Genomic DNA, 17,313 nt, shown 5'->3' with positions numbered 1-17,313 from the left:
ACGGGTGGAAATCACAGGAACTGCGCCAACGTCTTAAAACCTCGGAATGCCCGTTATGTCTTTGAATCTGGTCGTAGAAAAAGCGTCCCGCCTGTCTGTCGCACCGATGATGGATTGGACCGACCGGCATTGCCGCTACTTGCACCGCCAGCTGAGTGCGCGCAGTCTGCTTTATACTGAAATGGTGACCGCGCCTGCTTTGGTGCGGGGCGGGGCGTTGCATTTGCTGGACCACCATCCGGACGAACATCCTGTTGCCCTGCAACTCGGCGGGTCCGAGCCGCGCGAACTGGCGCAGGCGGCGCGGTTGGGGGCCGAGGCAGGCTATGACGAGATCAACCTCAATTGCGGTTGCCCGTCGGATCGGGTGCAATCGGGCACGTTCGGTGCGGTGCTAATGCGCGATGCGCCGCGGGTCGCGGCCTGCGTGGCGGAAATGCGTGCCGCGGTGGCTGTGCCGGTGACCGTGAAATGCCGGATCGGCGTGGACGAACAAGCCCCCGAAGAGGTGCTGCCCGAATTCCTTGCCCAGATCGTTGCGGCGGGTTGTGAGCGGGTGACCATCCATGCGCGCAAGGCGTGGCTGGCGGGCCTCAGCCCGAAAGAAAACCGCGATATCCCGCCGCTTGATTACGATCTGGTGATGCGGATGAAGGGGCTGTTTCCCAACCTGCACATCTCGATCAATGGCGGGGTCGAAACGCTGGATCAGGCGCTTGCATTGCTGGACACCGGCCTTGACGGGGTGATGGTCGGGCGTGCCGCTTATCACCAACCGGCGGACATTCTGGCGCAGGCCGACCGCCGCGTGTTCGGAGAGCACAGCGACAGCAGCGCCGAACAGGCCGTCGCCGCCATGCTGCCATATATCGAGGCGCACCTGACCGCAGGCGGGCGCCTGCACCAGATCACCCGTCATATGCTGGGCCTGTTCGCAGGCCGCCCCGGCGCAAGGGCATGGCGCCGCACGCTGAGCGAGGGGGCGACGCGCCCCGATGCCGGCCCCGAACTAGTGCAAGAGGCGCTGGATCATGTGGTCGCGCAGGCCGCGCGTGCTGCCGAAGCGGCGCAAGCGCAAGCGGGTTGATGGACGCCGCCGGAACCCATGCCGCCGCCCTTGCGCGGGACGGGTTTGCGGTTTTGGACGAAGACGAACGAACCTTCGCGTGGGCGCAAGAGGTGCGGCGCGTGGCGCAAGACTTACAGGCTGATCCGGTCATGCAGGCCACCCATCTGCGCCATAAGGGCACGTGGTTTGTCGGCGTCGATGCCTTGCCCAATGACGAGGCTGGCGCGCTGAACGATGTGCCACTGTCGGGTGGGTGGCAGGGGATCGTGCCGGACCTGCCGCTGCACAGGGCGCAACTGTCCATCATCTACCCCGGCTATCCGCAGCGAGACGAAAGCCAAAGTGCCGCGAACCACCGCTTTCGCGAAGTGCGGCACGCCGCGCATGTGGATGGTCTGTTGCCCGAAGGGCCGGAGCGGCGGCGTTATGCCCGCGAACACCACGCCTATATCCTCGGCCTGCCGCTGAACGCGGTCGACAACGCCCCGACGCTGGTCTGGCCACGCAGTCACAAGATCATGCAGGCCGCGTTCCAAGCAGAGATCGGCACGCGCCCCGTGCGGGAGGTCGATTTGACCGACGCCTATCACGCGGCGCGGCGCACAGTGTTCGAAAGCGGTGATCCCGTGGCAATTCGCGCGCGTCCGGGGCAGGCGTTTCTGATCCACCGTCTGGCGCTGCATGGCACTGCCGCATGGCAGGGCGACGGGGAGGAGGGGCGGATGATCGCGTTTTTCCGGCCCGAGTTCGCTGATGCACAAGACTGGTTGCACAGCGCGCCATGACGGCGAGGCGCGGCCGATCTATAGCTTGCGCTTCAACCGCGCTGCACGCCCGCCCCGACGCCCTTGTGGCGCAGCCTCACGGTTGGGCAGGTCCGCCATAATGGCGCTGCGTTCTTCCGCGCTCATCCGGCTCCAGCTACCGATCTCGTCGATGGAGCGGGCACAGCCCGTGCACAGTCGCGTCTCTGGGTGGATCACGCAAATCTGCACACAGGGGCTTTGGATTTCGTCGCGCTTCCAGACGAGGTTGTCGGGGACAGGGGGGGTCATGTTTGCCTCTTGATCGCTGCCATCCGGTCCAGCAGCCCTTGCAAGATATACCCTGCGGCCACGTGATCAATGACCTCGGCGCGACGTTTGCGTGTCGTATCCGCCTCAAGCAGGGCGCGTTCGGCGGCAACCGTGCTGAGCCGTTCATCCCAGAAGGTGATCGGCCCGTCCCAGAGCCGCGCAAAATTGCGGGCAAAGGCGCGTGTGGATTGGCAACGCGCCCCTTCCGACCCGTCCATGTTGCGCGGCAGGCCAAGGACCAGCCCGCCGACAGACCGGTCGTGCAGCAGTTCCTGCAAACGGGTCGCGTCCACGCCGAATTTCTTGCGCCGCACGGTCTCTAACGGGGTGGCCACTGACCAGAACGTGTCGGAAACCGCCACGCCAATGGTCTTGTCCCCAAGGTCCAGACCCATCACAGCCCGCATCGGGGGCAGGGCGGCGATGAACGCCTCTGTATCGTCGGTGATCATTTCAAACCTACCCTGTCTGCGGTGCGATCCAGCAGGTCCATCGCGGTGGCGTCATTTGCAAACACCTCGGTCGCGTCCCGCCAGATTGCATCGGCCTGTTCCATTTGCCCCAGCACCCCGAGGGCCGAGATCAGTTGCGCCCAATCCTCGACCGGCCCCCCTTCGGTGGCGAGCCGGTCGCTTAGCCCCGTTACCATCCCCTGGATCATCGCCATACGGTCGGCGGGGGTCATGTCGCTTGCGGCCTCGATATCCTCGGCGCTTGGGCCGCGCCCTGTGCCGACGGTGGGGCGGGTGTATTGCACGCCTGCGCGCATCGCCATGTCGTCGATCTGCGCCTCGATCGGGGGGATCCACGGCGCATCCGCAGGCCCCTCGCGCAGCAACTGGTCCCAGATGCGAAATGCAGTGTCGGGCCGTCCCGTCTGGGCCAGCATCAGACCAAAGTAATAGCGCGCCGCGCCATTGGTGGGATCAAGCGACAGGGCGCGCTCCAGCACTCGCTCCGCCTCGGGCGAGACATATCCGCCGGCGGCAAGAATTAGCAGGTCGGCATATTCCGATAGATCGGTCGCCGTGGCATCGGCCCCCTTGAGGCGGATCACCTGCGCTTTGGCCGCATGGGCGGCGGCAAAATTGCCCAAACGCGCCTCGGACTGGCTCAGCAGGACAAAGCCTTGCAAATCGTCGGGCCGCTCGGTCACGGCGCTGCGCAGCTTGTCCACAAGGGCAACGTAGTCGGCATTCACATCCACCGCAGGGGAGGCAGGCACGCTGTCTTGCGCGGTGCGCTGGCTGGGGCGGTCTGCGCGCAGGGCGCTCGCGGCTTCAATCCGGTCGGCCAGCGCCAGATCGCCATAGCCCGGCGCGCCAAGGGTCAGATAGAGCGCAAAGGCCCCACCGATCAGCGCCACTGCCACAGCACCCGCGATGACAGGCGCGCTGGCCTTGCGAAGGCCACCATTTCCGGCGGCTTGCAGCGTCGCGTCCGCCGCCAGAATGCGGCGTGAAATCTCGGTCACGGCGCGTTCGGCATCGCCCTCTGGGATAACACCACGGGCCACGTCACGCTCTACCTCGCGCAACTGGTCGCGATAGACATCAAGGTCATAGGCAACGGCAGGGCGCTCATCCACGCCACCGCGCATCAGGGCACGGGCCAGTGTTGCCACAACGACCAGCGTCAGACCTGCGGTGATAATCCAGAACAGCATTCACGCCTCGGCTTTCTTCACATCCTCTTCGCCATGTACCTGTTGATGCTGCATGACAAAAGGGACAAAGCAGCGCGCCCCCCGCCGCACCGTAACAGAACGCCGCAGGCCCATGTCGCAAATCTGATAGAAAGTGCCGCCCGTGCGGCCCTTTTTCTTTGTCCGGCGGGCCATTACACAACAAGTCACCCGAGATCCGATTCCAGTGTCCAAAGCGAGCTGCCCATGAAACGCTATTCCGCCTTTGCCATTGCCCGAGAGGCCGCGCGCTATCACTCCGGCTGGGAACGGGCGTGGCGCGCACCGGAACCCAAGGCAAAATACGATGTGATCATCATCGGCGCGGGCGGGCACGGGCTGGCAACCGCGTATTATCTGGGCAAGAATTTCGGGATCACCAATGTGGCGATCCTTGAAAAAGGCTGGCTTGGCGGCGGTAACACGGGGCGCAACACCACGATCATCCGCTCGAACTACCTGCAGGATCCGTCGGCTGCGATCTATGAAAAAGCGCGCAGCTTGTACGAGACGATGAGCCAGGATCTGAACTATAACGTCATGTTCAGCCCGCGCGGCGTCATCATGCTGGCCCAAACCCATCACGAGGTGCGCGGCTATCAGCGCACGGCCCATGCCAACGCGCTGCAAGGGGTGAAAACCGAATTCATCGGCCCCGAGAAGGTCAAAGAACTGGTGCCGATCATCAATATCGACGGCCCCCGCTATCCTGTGATGGGCGGGCTTTGGCAGGCACGCGGTGGCACGGCGCGCCATGACGCGGTGGCATGGGGCTATGCGCGGGCCTGTTCCGACATGGGCATGGACGTGATCCAGAAATGCGAGGTCACCGCGATCCGCCGCGAGGGCGGCAAGGTTGTCGGCGTGGATACCACGAAGGGTGCCATTGACTGCGCCAAGCTGGGCATCGTCGTTGCGGGCCATTCGGGCGATGTGGCGGGCATGGCGGGCTTCCGTCTGCCCATCGAATCCGTCGCCCTTCAGGCGCTGGTGTCCGAGCCGATCAAACCCTGCATGGACGTGGTCGTTATGGCCAACACCGTGCACGGCTATATGTCGCAATCCGACAAGGGCGAGATGGTGATTGGCGGCGGCACGGACGGCTACAACAACTACACGCAACGCGGCTCTTTCCAGCATATCGAAGAAACCGTACGCGCCTTGATCGAAACCTTCCCGATGATCTCGCGGCTCAAGATGCTGCGCCAGTGGGGCGGGATTGTGGACGTGACCGGCGACCGCTCGCCCATCCTGTCCAAAACGCCGGTCGATGGCGTGTTCATCAACTGCGGCTGGGGCACAGGCGGATTCAAGGCGATCCCGGGATCGGGCTGGGCCATGGCGGAACTGATGGCCAAGGGGCATTCGCCACTGGCAGACGAGTTCTCGCTCGACCGGTTCCGCGCGGGCAAGTTTATCGACGAAAGCGTCGCGGCAGGGGTGGCACACTGATGCTTGCGCACCGCCCTGATCCAACCGCGCGCGCCTTGCGCGCCCCCTACGGGAACCAACGCCCGCCTTTCAGTGTTTCTGTTGCAAGGAACATATCGAAAGGACCAAACCAATGGCCAATCAGAACCCACAGAACTCCGGCGGCGGCAACAGCGGCCTCGCATTCATCGTTGGCGCACTTGTCGTCGCGGTCGGCGTCATGGCCTATGTCATGTACTCCGGCGGCGGCGATGACGATGCTGACATTTCCATCAGTCTTGATGGCGCGGGCGACGCTGTCGAAGAAGCGGTTTCCGGCAACTAACGCCAAAACCACCGCCAGAAATCTATCACAATCACAACCAAAGGCGCATGTCTCGCGATATGCGCCTTTGTGCTGTCTGCAGACCCGAAACGGAGCCTTCCCATGCTGATGCTCACATGCCCCTGCTGCGGCCAGACCGGCGAGGAAACAGAATTCCATGCGGGCGGCGAGGCACACCTGAAACGCTTTGGTCCCGGATCGGATGATGCGGATTTTGAATCCTACCTGTTCATGCGCACCAACCCCAAAGGCGTGCATTTCGAACGATGGCGCCACGTCTATGGCTGTGGAAAATGGTTTCACGCGGCGCGCTGCACGATGACACTCGAAGTCTTCGGCACTTATCCCGCCCAAACCCTTGAGCCGCCCAAGGACATTCTGGACCGCATCGCCGAAAGACGCCCAGATCAGGCGCAGGGAACACAGCCTTGACCCATCATTGTTCCAAAAATATGCAATCCGACCGCCCAACAAGTGAAGAGGTGCGATCATGAGCACAAGACTTGCCACAGGCGGCCGTTTGATCTCAAAAGACGCCGCCAAGCGTTTCACTTTCAACGGAAAAACCTTCAAGGGGTACGCGGGCGACACGCTGGCCTCGGCGTTGCTGGCCAACGACCAGATGCTGGTCGGGCGCTCTTTCAAATACCATCGCCCACGCGGCCTTGTCGCCAGCGGTGTCGAGGAACCTAACGCTCTCGTAAACCTCGGCACGGACGGGCATTTCGAACCCAACCAGCGCGCCACCACGACCGAACTTTTTGACGGGTTGAGGGCAAGCAGTCAGAACCACTGGCCCAGCCTTGAATTCGACGTGGGCGCCATCAACGCGCGCCTGTCGCGGTTCATGCCTGCGGGTTTTTACTACAAGATGTTCATCCACCCGCGGCCCTTGTGGAAACACGTGTACGAACCCTTTATCCGCCACGCGGCAGGACTGGGCAAAGCGCCCAAGGCGCGCGATGCGGACACCTATGAACACTTCTATGCGTTCTGCGACGTGCTGGTCATCGGTGGCGGGATCGCAGGGCTAAGCGCTGCCCAAGCTGCCGCAGATGCAGGCGCCAAAGTTGTCCTTTTCGAACAAACGGCCCATTGGGGCGGTCGTGCGCCTGTGGACGGCGGCACAGTCGATGGCAAAACAGTGGATATCGCCGTCGACGAACTCGTCGCGGCCCTCCAGGCCATGCCCAACGTTACCTTGCGCACCCGCACGATGGGGGCGGGGGTTTATGACCACGGCTATGTGCTGGGCTATGAGCGGCTGACCGATCATGCGCCGGAAATGGCTGGACCGCGTCACCGCCTGTGGCGCGTGCGGGCAGGGCAGGTGATCACGGCCACCGGCGCGCTGGAACGTCCGCTCAGCTTTGCGGGCAACGACATTCCCGGCGTCATGCTGGCAGGGGCCGTGCGCGATTATGTGGTGAATTATGCGGTCAGCCCCGGTGATCGCACCGTGGTCGTGACCAACAACGACGACGCCTATCGCACGGCGATTGCGCTGAAACAGGCCGGACTGGATGTGCCCGCCATTCTGGATGCGCGCGTGCCTGCAATCGACAGCCCGCTGATGACCAAGGCCAAGGAACTGGGCATTCGCATCATGATGGGCCACGGCGTGTCCTCGGTTTTGGGCGGCAAGCGTGTCACCGGCGTTGCGGTCTGCGCGCAGGCGGGCGAGGGCGCCGTACTGGAAGAGATCGCTTGCGATGTCGTGGCCATGTCAGGCGGCTGGTCGCCCGTGGTCCACCTGTGGTCCCATTGCGGCGGCAAGTTGGTTTGGGACGCGGATTTCGCCATGTTCCGCCCCGATGCGGATCGCGCCCCGACAGGCGCTGACGGCAGCGGTTTTGTCAGCGCCGCGGGGTCGGCCAACGGCCACTTTGGTCTGGCCGAGATCATGGGTGACGCCCATGCCAAGGGCCGCGCCGCCGCCCGCGCCACAGGGTTCACACCGCCCCGCGCCACCGCCCCCGAAGGCATCAGCGAGGACGAAGCGCCGCTTGCCCCTGTCTGGTTGATGCCGCAGGGCGCGCCGGTCAAGCTGCGCAACAAGGCGTGGCTGGACTACCAGAACGACGTGAAGGTTTCAGACGTGCAACTGGCCGCGCAAGAGGGGTTCGAATCCGTCGAACACGCCAAGCGCTACACCACATTGGGCATGGCAACGGATCAAGGAAAGCTCAGCAACATCAACGGACTGGCGATCCTTTCTGATGCATTGGATCAACCTATTCCCCAGACCGGCACCACCACGTTCCGCCCGCCCTATACGCCGATCTCGATGGGCGCGATCGGGGGCGAGGCACGCGGCGAGGTGTTCCAGCCGATCCGCCGCACACCGATGCACGATTGGCACGCCGAGAATGGTGCCAGCTTTGAACCTGTCGGCCACTGGCAGCGCCCCTATGCTTACCTGCGCGACGGCGAGTCCATGCACGAGGCGGTGATGCGCGAGACAAAAAATGTGCGCGAGAACCTCGGGCTGCTGGATGCCTCGACCCTTGGCAAGATCGTGGTGAAAGGGCCGGATGCGGGCCGCTTCCTCGACATGCTGTACACCAACATGATGAGCACCCTGAAACCGGGGAAATGTCGCTATGGCCTGATGTGCAGCGAGAACGGATTCCTGATCGACGACGGCGTCGTGGCACGCATCAACGACGACACGTTCCTGTGCCATACCACCACCGGCGGGGCCGAACGCATCCACGCCCATATGGAGGAATGGCTGCAAACCGAATGGTGGGACTGGCAGGTCTATGTCGCCAACGTGACCGAGCAATATGCCCAGATCGCCGTGGTCGGCCCCAAGGCGCGCACCGCGCTCGAGGCGTTGGGCGGCATGGATGTATCCAAGGACGCGCTCGGCTTTATGGAATGGGCGGATGGCACCCTTGGCGGGTTCGAATGCCGCGTCTATCGCATCTCGTTCTCGGGCGAGTTGAGCTATGAGATCGCCGTGCGCGCCAGCGAAGGGCAGGCGTTCTGGGATGCGCTGATGACGGTGGGCGCGTCGTTGGGTGTGATGCCCTATGGCACCGAAGCACTGCACATTCTGCGCGCCGAAAAAGGGTTCATCATGATCGGGGACGAAACCGATGGCACCGTGATCCCGCAGGATCTGGGATTGCACTGGGCCCTGTCGAAAAAGAAAGACGACTATCTGGGCAAGCGCGCCCATTTGCGCACCCATATGGCCGACCCCGAGCGTTGGAAGCTGGTCGGGCTGGAAACCACCGATGGCGCGGTGCTGCCTGACGGGGCCTATGCGGTGGCCGAGGGACGCAACGAAAACGGCCAGCGCCGTGTGCAGGGGCGCGTCACCTCAAGCTATCATTCGCCGAACTTGAACAAGGGGATTGCCATGGGGCTGGTCCTGCACGGGCCGGACCGCAAGGGCGAGGTTCTCGAATTCCCGGGCACCGATGGCACCACCTATACGGCGCGCATCGTCAGTCCGGTGTTCTATGACCCAAAAGGGGAGAAGCAGGATGTCTAAGGCAGTCACCGCTTTGAACGGCGCGGCATGGGCCGACGGGATCGCCACCGTGACCGAGATGCCCTTGCAGGGCATGATCACCCTGCGCGGCGATCTGTCCGCCTCGGCCGTGAAAAAGGCGGCCACCAGCGTGACAGGCGCCAAAATGCCCACTGCGGGCGGCGCGCATATCGAAAAGACGGGCGGTCTGGTATGGATGTCACCAGACGAGTTGCTGGTGTTGTGCCCTTACGCCGACGTCGCAGCCAACCTTGAAAAAATGCGCAAGACGCTGGCGAAATCCCACGCCTTGGCGGTCGATGTGTCCGACGCGCGGGCCATGTTCCGGCTGGCGGGCAGGGGCGCACGCGGGGTCATGGGCAAGCTTGCGCCGGTCGATTTTAGCTCTGACCGTTTCACCATCGGCACGTTCCGCCGCTCGCGGCTGGCGCAGGTGCCTGCGGCCTTCTGGATGCAAGAACCTGACGCCTTCCATATCGTCTGCTTCCGTTCGCACGCGCAGTATCTGTTTGACCTGCTGAAGGTTGCCGCACAACCAGGCAGCCGCGTGGGTTTTTACGAGGAAATCTAGCGCCCACCATCCCCGCCGACCTTGCGCTTTGTGCGCCTTTGTCGGCGGGTTCCGGCCCTTCGGTTTCCTTATGTTTTACAGGCGTGCCCCTTGACCTTGCGGTAATGGGACCAATCTGTCAGTCAGAACATGCAATTCGAAAAAAGGGGGCCCAAACATGGCTTTTCAACTTCCCGACCTTCCCTATTCCCACGACGCGCTGGCGTCCAAAGGCATGTCCGCCGAAACGCTGGAATACCACCACGACCTGCACCACAACGCCTACGTCACCAACGGCAACAAGGCGATTGAGGGCACGGAATGGGCCGACAAATCCCTCGAAGAGATCATCAAGGGCACATATGACGCCAATGCTGTCGCCCAGAACGGCATCTTCAACAACATCAGCCAGCTGTGGAACCACAACCAGTTCTGGGAAATGATGGGCCCCGGTGACAACGCCATGCCAAGCGAGCTGGAAAAGGCGCTGGTCGAAAGCTTCGGTTCCGTTGACAAGTTCAAGGACGACTTCAAAGCCGCAGGCGCGGGCCAGTTCGGTTCAGGCTGGGCGTGGCTGGTCAAGGATGCCGATGGCAGCCTCAAGGTCACCAAGACCGAGAACGGCGTGAACCCGCTGTGCTTTAACCAGACTGCGTTGCTGGGCTGTGATGTGTGGGAACACTCCTATTACATCGACTTCCGCAACAAGCGTCCTGACTACCTGACCAACTTCCTCGACAACCTTGTGAACTGGGAAAACGTCGCAGGTCGTATGTAATCGCGAACGCGCTCTCCCAGTCACCTACGCGCATTGGCTGTGCCGCTACGCTGGGTGAACTGGGAAAACGCCGCAGGCTCAAAACAAAACAGCGCCCCACGGGGCGCTGTTTTTCGTTTCAAGCTGTCGGCAGCTTAACCAAGGGCCGCCAGCGCCTCGTCTGCCGAAGAGACGACGGTGAAGAAATCCAGCAGGGATTTATCGGCAAAGCCGTTGTCGACCACATGGTGGATCAGTGCGACCAGCGGGTCCCAATAACCGTTTGTGCTGACCAGCAGGACGGGCTTTTCATGCAGGCCCAACTGCCGCCATGTCAGCACCTCGAACAACTCGTCCAGTGATCCCGCACCGCCGGGCAGGACTGCGACCGCGTCGCAGTTCATGAACATGACCTTCTTACGCTCGTGCATGGTTTCCGTCACCACATAGCGGGTGAGGTCGGTTTTCCCGACTTCCCAGTCCACCAGATGGCGCGGGATGACACCGAATGTGTCACCGCCCGCGCTTTGGGCCGCGCGCGCCACCGCGCCCATCAGCCCGACATCGCCCGCGCCATAAACCAGCCGCCAGCCTCGCGATGCAATCCCGTGGCCAAGGGCGGTGGCGTCGGCCTCATATGCGGGGTCTTTTCCCGGGCGTGAACCGCAATAAACGCAGACGGACAGTGGGGCCATGGCAACAGTTCCTATCACTGGCGGATCAATCTCGACCCGAATTAAAGCTGTGTTTTGACCGTTCTAGGCTGGGCTGGTATGCAAGCGCAACAACAGTGCGCCGCGCTAGGCGTGCAAGTGGGGTGGAATGTCTAAACTCGCGGCGTTTGCTGGGACGAATGGGGCCATGATCGGCGGGGCGGCAGTCGTCGTTGCCGTGGCTATTGGCGGGGCCTTGATGGTGAACCGGCAGGGCGCTGACCCCGCCCCGCAGACCGATCAGGTGACCGAGGCGGCGGTGACGCCCGACACCACTGCCGCACCGGACACGCCTGCGCCAAGCGCCGCGCCAGAGGCGGCGATCAACACGCCCCCCTCTATCGACGAAGTACGGCTTGAGGGCGACGGGCTAGCCATCATCGCTGGTCGCGCCGCACCGGGTAGTGAGGTTTCCGTGCTGCTGGACGGCACGACAAGCACATCCGTCACCGCCGATACCGGCGGCAGCTTTGCCGCGATCACGACCTTGCCCACCAGTGCCAAGGCGCAAGTGCTGACCGTGGTGCAGAAACTGGGCGGGGACGAGCTTGCCTCGGTGGACGAGGTGATCCTTGCCCCGCAAGAGGCCGCACCGCAGACGGAAGAGGCCGCAGAGGCGGCAGAGACGGGCGCGGCAGCGGGGATCGAACTGGCGCAAGTGGCAGAGGAAGCCGAACCCACACCGGTTAGCGCAGCCACGCCTGAACCCGCACCAGCGGCAGAGCCTGCGAGTGAGGACGCAGCACCGTCCCCGCAACCAGCCGCGCCTGAAATCGCTGTGACGGAAGCCATTGAGGCCACCGAGACAGAGGTTCCACAAGTCGCCGAGGCGACGCCGGAACCCGAAACACCCGAAGTTGCCGCGTCCGCACCAGACACCACCGCGCAGGCCAACGCCGCACCGGACACTGCGGCACCAACCGCTGCCGCGCCTGTGGCTGTGCTGAAATCCACGCCCGAAGGGGTCGCGGTGCTGGGCAATACGCGGCCCGAACTGCTCGACAATATCGAACTCGACGCGATCAGCTATTCGACCCAAGGCGATGTGCAACTGTCAGGCCGTGCGCAAACCAAATCTCAAGCCGTGCGCGTCTATGTCGACAACCGCCCCGTGATTGATCTGGACGTGGACGATACCGGCAAGTGGAGCGGTGATTTGCCCGCCATCGATACAGGCACCTACACGCTGCGCGTTGATGAACTCGACCCGCAAGGGCAGGTGGTCAGCCGTGTGGAAACCCCGTTCCGCCGCGAAGACCCCAGCGTTCTGGCGGCCAGCGACGATACCGCCCAACCCGCCACGCGCATCACGGTGCAGGCGGGCAACTCGCTTTGGGCGATTGCGCGCGACCGCTACGGCGAGGGGCGTCTATACGTGCAACTGTTCGAAGCGAACAAGGACCGCATCCGCGATCCCGACCTGATCTTTCCCGGACAGGTGTTCGATCTGCCCGAATAGGGCGAGTTCGGACTACCCCCCTCTGGTACAGGGCGCGTAGGTGAACTAGATAGCAAAGCCTGCCCCAAAGGACGCTGTTGCTATGCCCGCTGATACCACGACCCCCGCTGACCCCTCTGGCCCCGCTGCGTCCCGTCCCGATCCCGCGCAAAAACCGCCCCAGCCTGAACGCACGCAAGATGCCGAGCGGATTTCGGGGATGCGCACCATTCGCAAGGTCGCGCCCTTTCTGTGGCCCGACGATATGCCATGGGTAAAAAAGCGGGTGATCTGGGCCATGGCGGCGCTCATCCTGTCCAAGCTCGTGTCTGTCTATACGCCGATCATTTACCGCGATGCGGTCGATACGCTGGCGGGCGAAGGCGTGTCGGTGCTGGCGCTTGGCGCGGTGGGACTGACGATTGCCTATGGCATGGCGCGGCTGATGAATGTCGGCTTCCAACAGTTGCGCGACGCGATCTTTGCCCGTGTGGCACAGCGTGCCCTGCGGATGCTAGCGTTGGAAACCTTTGAACATATCCACCGCCTTTCCATGCGCTATCACATCACCCGCAAGACCGGCGGGCTGAGCCGGATCATCGAACGGGGCGTGAAAGGGGTGGAGTTTCTGCTGCGCTTCTTGCTGTTCTCTATCGGGCCGCTTGTGCTGGAACTGGTGCTGATCGGGATCGTCCTGACCATCCTGTTCGATGCGTGGTACATGCTGGTGGTTGCGGTGACGATCGCGCTTTATGTGTGGTTCACTTTTGCGGTCACCGAATGGCGCGTGAAACTGCGCCGCGTGATGAATGATCAGGATACAGACGCCAACCAAAAGGCGATCGACAGCCTTCTGAACTATGAAACCGTCAAATATTTTGGTGCCGAAGGGCGCGAGGCCGCGCGCTATGACAACGCCATGGCGGGCTACGAGGCGGCGGCGCTCAAGACCAGCTATTCGCTGGCCTTTCTGAACTTCGGCCAGTCGGTCATCATCACCGGCGGCCTTGTGGGCGTGATGATCATGGCGGCCATCGGTGTGCAGAACGGATCGCTGACCGTGGGCGATTTCGTGATGGTTAACGCCTACATGATCCAGATCACCATGCCGCTGAACTTCCTTGGTACGGTGTACCGCGAAATCCGGCAGGCGCTGGTGGACATGGGCGAGATGTTCGACCTGCTCGAACAGCCCGCCGAGGTAAGCGATGCGCCCGACGCCAAACCGCTGGAGGTGACAGGCGGGCGGGTCGAGCTTGAGAATGTCTTTTTCGGCTATGATCCGGCGCGCGCGATCCTCAAAGGGGTTAGCATTACCGCCGAACCTGGACAGCAGGTGGCGATTGTCGGATCGACCGGATCGGGGAAATCGACCATCGGGCGGCTTTTGTTCCGCTTTTACGATGTGGGGGCAGGGGCCTTGCGCATCGACGGGCAGGATGTGCGCGATGTGACGCAGCAAAGCCTGCACGCTGCCATCGGGGTCGTGCCGCAAGACACGGTGCTGTTCAACGACACCATCGGCTACAACATCGCCTATGGCCGCGATAACGCGACCGAAGCCGAGATTATCGCCGCCGCCAAGGCCGCGCAAATCCACGACTTCATTGCGCAATTGCCTGACGGCTATGACACGACAGTGGGCGAACGTGGCCTGAAACTCTCGGGCGGGGAAAAGCAGCGCGTGGGCATCGCCCGCACCTTGCTGAAGAACCCGCCGATCCTGCTACTGGACGAGGCGACAAGTGCGCTCGACACCGAGACGGAGCAGGAGATTAAGGAGGCGCTGAACGCTGCCGGAGAAGGGCGCACCGTGCTGACTATCGCGCACCGTCTTAGCACCGTGGCCGAGGCGGATCGCATTGTGGTGCTGGAGGCAGGCGAGGTGGTTGAGACGGGAACCCACGACGCGCTTCTGGCCGCAAACGGGCGCTATGCCCAGCTGTGGCAGCGTCAGCAGGCGGACGAGGATATCTGAGAAGGTTAAAGAGGCGCGTCAGAACTGGCGCGCTTCTTCGTAACTGGCCCAGACGGGCCGGTCACATATCGACGGTGCTTTCCAGTGGCGTGACAACCACCTGCGGCGGAACGCCTAACACGCGCGGTGCGGGCGGCGTATCGTTCTGAAACAAGTGCGCGGCAAAGGCCAATTGCGATTGGCCGGTCTCGGGATCGGATAGCCAAACCGGCACTGTCAGCGTTGCGACGATACCAAGGGCGATTACCAGTGCCCGCCGCGTCCTCCATAGGTGCAGGGCAAGGGGTGCGATCAACAATATGCCCAGACTCGTATGCCCGTCACCCTGAACGATCAGGGCCAGACCCGTCAGCGACGTGACCAGATAAAAGGGCGTCGTCAGCGGTTTTGCAAATCTCTTGATCTGGGAAAACATTGATCGCCTTGTCCTTCATCTGCGCGGTTCCTTCATTGAACGCGGCAAAGATGAATATCCGTCGAACATTTCGAAAATTTTTTGCGCGCACGTACCGGATGCGGGCAGGCAAATCATCCCGTTTTTTGTGCAAACTTCAGTCGGAACTCGGCCCGTTTGGCGGCACATTTCCGGCCTGAATTGTAATTCCGCAGGTGCTGCGTTATGTTGCATCTAACAAAAAGAAAAAACTGTTGAGCGGTTTCAATATGCTACGCCACTACATTTCAAATCTGGGCGCGTTTCTCGCGCTGTTTTTCCGACGGCCCAAGCGGCTGCAAATGGCGGCGCTGTGCTATCGCGGCAAGGGTGAGGACAAGGAATTCCTGTTGGTCACCAGCCGCGATACGGGCCGCTGGATCATTCCCAAAGGTTGGCCCATTCGCGGCCTGTCCTCGCATGAGACCGCGCTGCGCGAAGCGTGGGAAGAAGCGGGCGTGGCCAACAGCAAGGCGTCGCACCAGCCCGTCGGCACGTACACCTACGAAAAGCGCCGTGATAACGGGCTGAAAATCCCCGTTGAAACCCTCGTTTATTCCGTTCCGGTCAAGGAATTGGTCGATGAATTTCCCGAAGTTGACGAACGCACGCGCAAGTGGGTGCGCGCTGCGGATGCTGCTGAAATGGTGCAGGAACCGGAGTTGAAGGCGATCTTCCGCGGTCAATGACCCATCCCTTTGATGTGCACGGCCCTTGCCGTGCCGCATAAGAAGCGGTTATGCCATGCCGTCAAACGGAGAGGATCAGTATGACCGACGAGAAGAGCGACCCGCGCCACCTTGAAACTCTGGACCGCGACCTTGCGCGCTTTTCCAACCTAGAGGCTGCGACCAGCAGTGTCAGCCGCCCGCTGAGCGCGGTTGGTGTGTCGCTGATCTTTGTGGTTCTGGCGGGGCTTGCTGCGATGCTGTTCTTTGGGCAGGCCAGCAATTCCTACATCGTGGTGATCGCCGCCTGTCTGGGTGCCTATATGGCGCTGAACATCGGTGCGAACGATGTGGCCAACAATATGGGACCAGCCGTCGGGGCCAATGCGCTGTCCATGGGCGGTGCCATTGCGATTGCCGTCGTGTTCGAAAGTGCCGGTGCCCTGATCGCGGGGGGCGACGTGGTGTCGACAATTGCCAAAGGCATCATCGAACCCGAACGCATGGGCACAGCCGAGGTGTTTGTCTGGGCGATGATGTCGGCACTGTTGTCGGCGGCCCTGTGGGTCAACATCGCCACATGGGTTGGCGCGCCGGTATCCACCACCCATTCGGTTGTGGGCGGTGTGATGGGCGCAGGCATTGCCGCCGCTGGGTTCTCGGCCGTTTCATGGGGCACGATGTCGGGTATCGCCGCGTCTTGGGTGATCTCGCCCGTTCTGGGCGGCGCGATTGCGGCGTTTTTCCTGTTCATCATCAAATCGCGCATCATCTATCAGGATGACAAGATCGCCGCCGCCCGCACATGGGTGCCGATCCTTGTCGGGATCATGGCGGGGGCTTTCGGGGCGTATCTCGCGCTTAAGGGCCTCAAGAAGATCATCAAGATCGACATGCCCACCGCCTTGCTGATCGGCCTGATCATCGCCGTTGCTGTTTGGCTGATCATGATCCCTGTGATCCGCAAACAGTCGGTCGGGCTGGAAAACCGGAACAAGTCTCTCAAGGTTTTGTTCGGCATTCCGCTAGTTGTGTCTGCCGCCTTGCTCAGCTTTGCGCACGGGGCCAATGACGTGGCCAACGCTGTGGGTCCGCTGGCCGCGATTGTGGATGTGTCGCAATCGGGTGACTTCACCGCGTCGTTCAACATCCCGTTCTGGGTGATGATCATCGGGGCCTTCGGCATCTCGTTTGGCCTGTTCCTGTTCGGTCCGAAGCTGATCCGCATGGTCGGCAGCCAGATTACCAAGCTGAACCCCATGCGCGCCTATTGCGTGGCGCTGTCGGCGGCGATCACGGTGATCGTGGCTAGCTGGCTGGGCCTGCCTGTGTCCTCGACCCATATCGCGGTGGGTGCGGTCTTTGGCGTCGGTTTCTTCCGCGAATGGGACGCAGAGCGTCGAATCCGCAAGGCACGCCTGTCCATGCCCGACCGACCGCAATACGCCCCCGAGGAACGCCGCCGCCGCAAGCTGGTGCGCCGGTCGCACTTCATGACGATCATCGCGGCATGGATTGTTACCGTGCCCGCCGCTGCGCTGTTGTCGGGGACGATCTTCTTCCTGATCAACGCGGTCGTGTCGTAAACCGGCACTTGTCCCGCCCCACGACGGGGGCAGGGCCGCAGATAGCGGACAAAAGAAAAGCGGCGCAGTCACCTGCGCCGCTTTGTCGTTTCTAGTTAGG

General features: G+C 62.4%; 18 protein-coding genes. 12 read left to right on the top strand and 6 right to left on the bottom strand.

Annotated features, from left to right (window positions below; all coding sequences use genetic code 11):
- Positions 1–46: 46 nt before the first annotated feature.
- Positions 47–1,087: a tRNA dihydrouridine(20/20a) synthase DusA gene (gene dusA / locus AC6GQJ_RS05125; protein WP_500772418.1), complete on the top strand. Its 1,041-nt coding sequence runs from the start codon at positions 47–49 to the stop codon at positions 1,085–1,087.
- The gene (locus AC6GQJ_RS05120) at positions 1,087–1,854 is read left to right on the top strand and encodes a hypothetical protein (RefSeq protein WP_500772416.1); all 768 of its coding nucleotides are present in this window, start codon (positions 1,087–1,089) and stop codon (positions 1,852–1,854) included. Before dusA ends, AC6GQJ_RS05120 begins: the two co-directional genes overlap by 1 nt.
- A gap of 18 nt (positions 1,855–1,872) precedes the next feature.
- Here the strand turns inward: AC6GQJ_RS05120 and AC6GQJ_RS05115 are convergent, their stop codons facing one another.
- From AC6GQJ_RS05115 to AC6GQJ_RS05100, 4 genes are read right to left on the bottom strand one after another with little or no spacing between them, the layout of a single operon-like run.
- Complete coding sequence (locus AC6GQJ_RS05115) at positions 1,873–2,124, bottom strand: DUF1289 domain-containing protein (protein WP_500772414.1); 252 nt, start codon at positions 2,122–2,124, stop codon at positions 1,873–1,875.
- Positions 2,121–2,597 carry a Holliday junction resolvase RuvX gene (gene ruvX, locus AC6GQJ_RS05110; protein WP_500772412.1) on the bottom strand — a complete coding sequence of 159 codons (477 nt, stop codon included), beginning with the start codon at positions 2,595–2,597 and terminating at the stop codon, positions 2,121–2,123. The genes AC6GQJ_RS05115 and ruvX overlap by 4 nt, the downstream gene beginning before the upstream one ends.
- Positions 2,594–3,811 (bottom strand): c-type cytochrome biogenesis protein CcmI, encoded by a 1,218-nt coding sequence (gene ccmI, locus AC6GQJ_RS05105; protein WP_500772410.1) that lies wholly within the window; start codon positions 3,809–3,811, stop codon positions 2,594–2,596. Before ccmI ends, ruvX begins: the two co-directional genes overlap by 4 nt.
- Positions 3,812–3,985, bottom strand: coding sequence for a hypothetical protein (locus AC6GQJ_RS05100; RefSeq protein ID WP_500772408.1), 174 nt, complete (start codon positions 3,983–3,985; stop codon positions 3,812–3,814).
- A 51-nt stretch (positions 3,986–4,036) separates the two neighbouring features.
- Here AC6GQJ_RS05100 and AC6GQJ_RS05095 point away from each other — a divergent pair, with 51 nt between their 5' ends.
- The 6 genes from AC6GQJ_RS05095 to AC6GQJ_RS05070 all read left to right on the top strand — a co-directional run bounded on the left by AC6GQJ_RS05095 (position 4,037) and on the right by AC6GQJ_RS05070 (position 10,418).
- Positions 4,037–5,281, top strand: coding sequence for a sarcosine oxidase subunit beta family protein (locus tag AC6GQJ_RS05095; protein ID WP_500772406.1), 1,245 nt, complete (start codon positions 4,037–4,039; stop codon positions 5,279–5,281).
- Positions 5,282–5,393: 112 nt separating this feature from the next.
- The gene (locus AC6GQJ_RS05090; RefSeq protein WP_500772404.1) at positions 5,394–5,585 is read left to right on the top strand and encodes a hypothetical protein; all 192 of its coding nucleotides are present in this window, start codon (positions 5,394–5,396) and stop codon (positions 5,583–5,585) included.
- A 102-nt stretch (positions 5,586–5,687) separates the two neighbouring features.
- On the top strand, positions 5,688–6,017 hold the full coding sequence (locus AC6GQJ_RS05085; RefSeq protein WP_500772402.1) for a sarcosine oxidase subunit delta: 330 nt from the start codon (positions 5,688–5,690) through the stop codon (positions 6,015–6,017).
- 58 nt (positions 6,018–6,075) lie between these two features.
- Positions 6,076–9,090 (top strand): sarcosine oxidase subunit alpha family protein, encoded by a 3,015-nt coding sequence (locus tag AC6GQJ_RS05080; RefSeq protein WP_500772400.1) that lies wholly within the window; start codon positions 6,076–6,078, stop codon positions 9,088–9,090.
- Positions 9,083–9,661: a sarcosine oxidase subunit gamma gene (locus AC6GQJ_RS05075; RefSeq protein WP_500772398.1), complete on the top strand. Its 579-nt coding sequence runs from the start codon at positions 9,083–9,085 to the stop codon at positions 9,659–9,661. The genes AC6GQJ_RS05080 and AC6GQJ_RS05075 overlap by 8 nt, the downstream gene beginning before the upstream one ends.
- Positions 9,662–9,818: 157 nt before the next feature.
- Positions 9,819–10,418 carry a superoxide dismutase gene (locus AC6GQJ_RS05070; protein ID WP_500772396.1) on the top strand — a complete coding sequence of 200 codons (600 nt, stop codon included), beginning with the start codon at positions 9,819–9,821 and terminating at the stop codon, positions 10,416–10,418.
- A 134-nt stretch (positions 10,419–10,552) separates the two neighbouring features.
- On the opposite strand, the gene AC6GQJ_RS05065 is transcribed toward AC6GQJ_RS05070, so the two are convergent.
- On the bottom strand, positions 10,553–11,092 hold the full coding sequence (locus tag AC6GQJ_RS05065) for an LOG family protein (RefSeq protein WP_500772394.1): 540 nt from the start codon (positions 11,090–11,092) through the stop codon (positions 10,553–10,555).
- Between the two features lie 127 nt (positions 11,093–11,219).
- Between AC6GQJ_RS05065 and AC6GQJ_RS05060 the strand changes: the two genes are divergently transcribed.
- The gene (locus tag AC6GQJ_RS05060; protein WP_500772392.1) at positions 11,220–12,569 is read left to right on the top strand and encodes a LysM peptidoglycan-binding domain-containing protein; all 1,350 of its coding nucleotides are present in this window, start codon (positions 11,220–11,222) and stop codon (positions 12,567–12,569) included.
- Positions 12,570–12,651: 82 nt separating this feature from the next.
- Positions 12,652–14,526, top strand: a complete 1,875-nt coding sequence (locus tag AC6GQJ_RS05055; RefSeq protein WP_500772390.1) for an ABCB family ABC transporter ATP-binding protein/permease — start codon at positions 12,652–12,654, stop codon at positions 14,524–14,526.
- A 61-nt stretch (positions 14,527–14,587) separates the two neighbouring features.
- Here AC6GQJ_RS05055 and AC6GQJ_RS05050 read toward each other — a convergent pair whose 3' ends face one another.
- On the bottom strand, positions 14,588–14,941 hold the full coding sequence (locus tag AC6GQJ_RS05050; RefSeq protein ID WP_500772388.1) for a hypothetical protein: 354 nt from the start codon (positions 14,939–14,941) through the stop codon (positions 14,588–14,590).
- A gap of 320 nt (positions 14,942–15,261) precedes the next feature.
- Between AC6GQJ_RS05050 and AC6GQJ_RS05045 the strand changes: the two genes are divergently transcribed.
- Positions 15,262–15,648, top strand: a complete 387-nt coding sequence (locus AC6GQJ_RS05045; RefSeq protein WP_500773813.1) for an NUDIX hydrolase — start codon at positions 15,262–15,264, stop codon at positions 15,646–15,648.
- Positions 15,649–15,728: 80 nt separating this feature from the next.
- Positions 15,729–17,213, top strand: a complete 1,485-nt coding sequence (locus AC6GQJ_RS05040; protein ID WP_500772386.1) for an inorganic phosphate transporter — start codon at positions 15,729–15,731, stop codon at positions 17,211–17,213.
- Positions 17,214–17,313 lie beyond the last annotated feature (100 nt).

This window comes from Tateyamaria sp. 7Alg 36, from assembly GCF_059882455.1.
The sequence above is the reverse complement of the archived record's forward strand: the minus strand, read 5'-3'. Positions and strand labels throughout refer to the sequence as shown.